The organism is Micromonospora yongxingensis, from assembly GCF_052601155.1.
The window spans coordinates 1-5,368 of the sequence record NZ_JBQXEO010000051.1 but is presented as its reverse complement, the minus strand read 5'-3'; the positions used below and the strand labels follow the sequence as shown (position 1 = coordinate 5,368).

Below are 5,368 nucleotides of genomic sequence, written 5' to 3'. Positions count from 1 at the left end.
GGTCGGTGTGTGGTTGTTCTTTGAGAACTCAACAGGGTGCTTGATAAGCCAGTGCCAATTATGATTTATACCCCGGACTGGTGGTCCTTTTGGATTGCTGGTTGGGATTCCTTTGGCAACATGTTGTTTGTTGTCAGGATGCTGTTCGACAAATTTTTGTTGGAGAGTTTGATCCTGGCTCAGGACGAACGCTGGCGGCGTGCTTAACACATGCAAGTCGAGCGGAAAGGCCCTTCGGGGTACTCGAGCGGCGAACGGGTGAGTAACACGTGAGCAACCTGCCCCAGGCTTTGGGATAACCCTCGGAAACGGGGGCTAATACCGAATATGACTTCTGGCCGCATGGCTGGGGGTGGAAAGTTTTTCGGCTTGGGATGGGCTCGCGGCCTATCAGCTTGTTGGTGGGGTAATGGCCTACCAAGGCGACGACGGGTAGCCGGCCTGAGAGGGCGACCGGCCACACTGGGACTGAGACACGGCCCAGACTCCTACGGGAGGCAGCAGTGGGGAATATTGCACAATGGGCGGAAGCCTGATGCAGCGACGCCGCGTGAGGGATGACGGCCTTCGGGTTGTAAACCTCTTTCAGCAGGGACGAAGCGAGAGTGACGGTACCTGCAGAAGAAGCACCGGCCAACTACGTGCCAGCAGCCGCGGTAAGACGTAGGGTGCGAGCGTTGTCCGGATTTATTGGGCGTAAAGAGCTCGTAGGCGGCTTGTCGCGTCGACTGTGAAAACCCGCGGCTCAACCGCGGGCCTGCAGTCGATACGGGCAGGCTAGAGTTCGGTAGGGGAGACTGGAATTCCTGGTGTAGCGGTGAAATGCGCAGATATCAGGAGGAACACCGGTGGCGAAGGCGGGTCTCTGGGCCGATACTGACGCTGAGGAGCGAAAGCGTGGGGAGCGAACAGGATTAGATACCCTGGTAGTCCACGCTGTAAACGTTGGGCGCTAGGTGTGGGGGGCCTCTCCGGTTCCCTGTGCCGCAGCTAACGCATTAAGCGCCCCGCCTGGGGAGTACGGCCGCAAGGCTAAAACTCAAAGGAATTGACGGGGGCCCGCACAAGCGGCGGAGCATGCGGATTAATTCGATGCAACGCGAAGAACCTTACCTGGGTTTGACATGGCCGCAAAACTCGCAGAGATGTGAGGTCCTTCGGGGGCGGTCACAGGTGGTGCATGGCTGTCGTCAGCTCGTGTCGTGAGATGTTGGGTTAAGTCCCGCAACGAGCGCAACCCTCGTTCGATGTTGCCAGCGCGTTATGGCGGGGACTCATCGAAGACTGCCGGGGTCAACTCGGAGGAAGGTGGGGATGACGTCAAGTCATCATGCCCCTTATGTCCAGGGCTTCACGCATGCTACAATGGCCGGTACAATGGGCTGCGATACCGTGAGGTGGAGCGAATCCCAAAAAGCCGGTCTCAGTTCGGATCGGGGTCTGCAACTCGACCCCGTGAAGTCGGAGTCGCTAGTAATCGCAGATCAGCAACGCTGCGGTGAATACGTTCCCGGGCCTTGTACACACCGCCCGTCACGTCACGAAAGTCGGCAACACCCGAAGCCGGTGGCCCAACCCCTTGTGGGAGGGAGCCGTCGAAGGTGGGGCTGGCGATTGGGACGAAGTCGTAACAAGGTAGCCGTACCGGAAGGTGCGGCTGGATCACCTCCTTTCTAAGGAGCACCTTCCGACGAAAGTCGGTAAGGAGCCCGCGCTGCCCGATCGTGGTGGCGGGGTGCTCAGATGGCGGAGACACTGGCCAGTTTTTCTTCGGCAACGGCCGGGACACCTAGTACAGCTGCTCTTCGGGGTGGTGGGAACGGATTGCTCCTGGTGCGGCTGGGGGATGGCGTAAAGCACCCTGTTGGGTCCTGAAAGAACAACCCCTGGTTGTTTCTTTCGGAGCCTTGTGCAGAGCCTTTGAGGTTCTGTGGGCTGCCAGGCATGGCCTGGCCTCACATACCGCCGGTTGCGTACCGGGTTTGGTGTGGGGCTAAAAGGTTGTGGGTTGGTCGTTTGTTGAGAATTGCACAGTGGACGCGAGCATCTTTGTGGTCAAGTTGTCAAGGGCGAACGGTGAATGCCTTGGCACCAGGAGCCGATGAAGGACGTGGGAGGCCGCGATAGGCCTGGGGGAGCTGTCAACCAAGCTGTGATCCCAGGGTGTCCGAATGGGGAAACCTGGCACCAGTCATGTGGTGTCACCCACACCTGAACACATAGGGTGTGTGGAGGGAACGCGGGGAAGTGAAACATCTCAGTACCCGTAGGAAGAGAAAACAATTTAGTGATTCCGTGAGTAGTGGCGAGCGAAAGCGGATCGAGGCTAAACCGGCTGCGTGTGATACCTGTCAGGGGTTGCGTGGTTGGGGTTGTGGGACCCTGCTGAACAAGCTGACACTTGTTCGAGAAGTTACAAAGTCAGTGGCTAGTCGAACAGTCTGGAATGGCTGACCGTAGACGGTGAGAGTCCGGTAGGTGAAAGTTGCTGACCTTCTGTGGGTGTTCCCGAGTAGCGGCGGACCCCTGAAATCTGCCGTGAATCTGCCAGGACCACCTGGTAAGCCTAAATACTTCCTGGTGACCGATAGCGGACGAGTACCGTGAGGGAATGGTGAAAAGTACCCCGGGAGGGGAGTGAAATAGTACCTGAAACCGTTCGCCTACAATCCGTCGGAGCCTTGCGGGGTGACGGCGTGCCTTTTGAAGAATGAGCCTGCGAGTTAGTGGCATGTGGCGAGGTTAACCCGTGTGGGGGAGCCGTAGCGAAAGCGAGTCTGAATAGGGCGATTCAGTCGCGTGTCCTAGACCCGAAGCGGAGTGATCTAGCCATGGGCAGGCTGAAGCGCGGGTAAGACCGCGTGGAGGGCCGAACCCACCAATGTTGAAAAATTGGGGGATGACCTGTGGTTAGGGGTGAAAGGCCAATCAAACTCCGTGATAGCTGGTTCTCCCCGAAATGCATTTAGGTGCAGCGTCGCGTGTTTCTTGCCGGAGGTAGAGCACTGGATGGTCTAGGGGGCCCACAAGCTTACCGAAATCAGCCAAACTCCGAATGCCGGTAAGTGAGAGCGCGGCAGTGAGACTGCGGGGGATAAGCTTCGTAGTCGAGAGGGAAACAGCCCAGATCACCAGCTAAGGCCCCTAAGCGTGTGCTAAGTGGAAAAGGATGTGGGGTCGCATAGACAACCAGGAGGTTGGCTTAGAAGCAGCCACCCTTTAAAGAGTGCGTAATAGCTCACTGGTCAAGTGGTTCCGCGCCGACAATGTAGCGGGGCTCAAGCACACCGCCGAAGCTGTGGCATTCACATTTTAACCTCGCTTGGACTTGATTCCTTGTGCAGGTGTGTGGATGGGTAGGGGAGCGTCGTGCCGCGAGTGAAGCAGCGGGGTGACCCAGTTGTGGACGCGGCACGAGTGAGAATGCAGGCATGAGTAGCGAAAGAAGGGTGAGAAACCCTTCCGCCGGATGACCAAGGGTTCCAGGGCCAGGCTAATCCGCCCTGGGTGAGTCGGGACCTAAGGCGAGGCCGAGAGGCGTAGTCGATGGACAACGGGTTGATATTCCCGTACCCGCGAAAGAGCGTCCCTGACGAACCTCGTTGTGCTAACCACCCGAACCGTCTGATGCCTTCGGGCTGATGGTGGGGAGCGTGGGAACCTGACGGGTAGTAGTCAAGCGATGGGGTGACGCAGGAAGGTAGCTGAGCCCGGCCGGTGGTTGTGCCGGGGTAAGCGTGTAGGCCGTGTTGTAGGCAAATCCGCAACACACTAGGGCTGAGACGTGATGCCGAGCCGATTCAGGTGAAGTCAGTGATCCTATGCTGCCGAGAAAAGCCTCTAGCGAGTTCTTAGCGGCCCGTACCCCAAACCGACACAGGTGGTCAGGTAGAGAATACCGAGGCGATCGGGCGAACTGTGGTTAAGGAACTCGGCAAATTGCCCCCGTAACTTAGGGAGAAGGGGGGCCGGAGACGTGAAGCCCCGCGCGGGTGGAGCGTTGTATGGCCGCAGAGAGCAGGGGGAAGCGACTGTTTACTAAAAACACAGGTCCATGCGAAGAAGTAATTCGATGTATATGGACTGACGCCTGCCCGGTGCTGGAACGTTAAGGGGACCTGTTAGCTCTTCGGGGCGAAGCGGAGAACTTAAGCGCCAGTAAACGGCGGTGGTAACTATAACCATCCTAAGGTAGCGAAATTCCTTGTCGGGTAAGTTCCGACCTGCACGAATGGCGTAACGACTTCCCCACTGTCTCAACCACAGGCCCGGCGAAATTGCAGTACGAGTAAAGATGCTCGTTACGCGCGGCAGGACGGAAAGACCCCGGGACCTTTACTATAGCTTGACATTGGTACTCGAATTAGCTTGTGTAGGATAGGTGGGAGCCGGTGAAGTCCATACGCCAGTATGGGTGGAGGCAATCTTGAAATACCACTCTGGTTGATTTGGGTATCTAACTTCGGACCGTTATCCGGTTCAGGGACAGTGTCTGGTGGGTAGTTTAACTGGGGCGGTTGCCTCCTAAAAGGTAACGGAGGCGCCCAAAGGTTCCCTCAGCCTGGTTGGCAATCAGGTGTTGAGTGCAAGTACACAAGGGAGCTTGACTGTGAGACTGACAGGTCGAGCAGGGACGAAAGTCGGGACTAGTGATCCGGCACTTGCGAGTGGAAGCGGTGTCGCTCAACGGATAAAAGGTACCCCGGGGATAACAGGCTGATCTTCCCCAAGAGTCCATATCGACGGGATGGTTTGGCACCTCGATGTCGGCTCGTCGCATCCTGGGGCTGTAGCAGGTCCCAAGGGTTGGGCTGTTCGCCCATTAAAGCGGTACGCGAGCTGGGTTTAGAACGTCGTGAGACAGTTCGGTCCCTATCCGCCGTGCGCGTAGGATACTTGAGAAGGGCTGTCCCTAGTACGAGAGGACCGGGACGGACGAACCTCTGGTGTGCCAGTTGTCCTGCCAAGGGCACGGCTGGTTAGCTACGTTCGGAAGGGATAACCGCTGAAAGCATCTAAGCGGGAAGCCTGCTTCAAGATGAGGTATCCCACCCACTTTGTGGGGTAAGGCCCCCAGCTAGACGACTGGGTTGATAGGCCGGAAATGTAAGCCCGGTAACGGGTTCAGTTGACCGGTACTAATAGGCCGAGGACTTGACTACTAAGCTGCTACGCGTCCACTGTGCAACTCTCGATAAACGAACAACAGACCACGTGTTGGTGTTGTTTGATATGTCGATAGAGTTACGGCGGTCATGGCGGAGGGGAAACGCCCGGTCACATTCCGAACCCGGAAGCTAAGCCCTCCAGCGCCGATGGTACTGCACTCGTGAGGGTGTGGGAGAGTAGGACACCGCCGGACAATCTT

The 5,368-nt window shown here is 57.4% G+C and carries 3 rRNA genes; all 3 read left to right on the top strand.

From position 1 onward, the window contains the following. Positions 1–156: 156 nt before the first annotated feature. The 3 genes from ACTWLT_RS31450 to rrf all read left to right on the top strand — a co-directional run bounded on the left by ACTWLT_RS31450 (position 157) and on the right by rrf (position 5,362). Positions 157–1,673 (top strand): 16S ribosomal RNA (locus ACTWLT_RS31450). A 380-nt stretch (positions 1,674–2,053) separates the two neighbouring features. Continuing rightward, a 23S ribosomal RNA gene (locus ACTWLT_RS31445) occupies positions 2,054–5,162 on the top strand. An 83-nt stretch (positions 5,163–5,245) separates the two neighbouring features. After that, positions 5,246–5,362, top strand: a 5S ribosomal RNA gene (gene rrf / locus ACTWLT_RS31440). Together the 16S, 23S and 5S rRNA genes form the textbook arrangement of a ribosomal RNA operon. Positions 5,363–5,368: the final 6 nt, after the last annotated feature.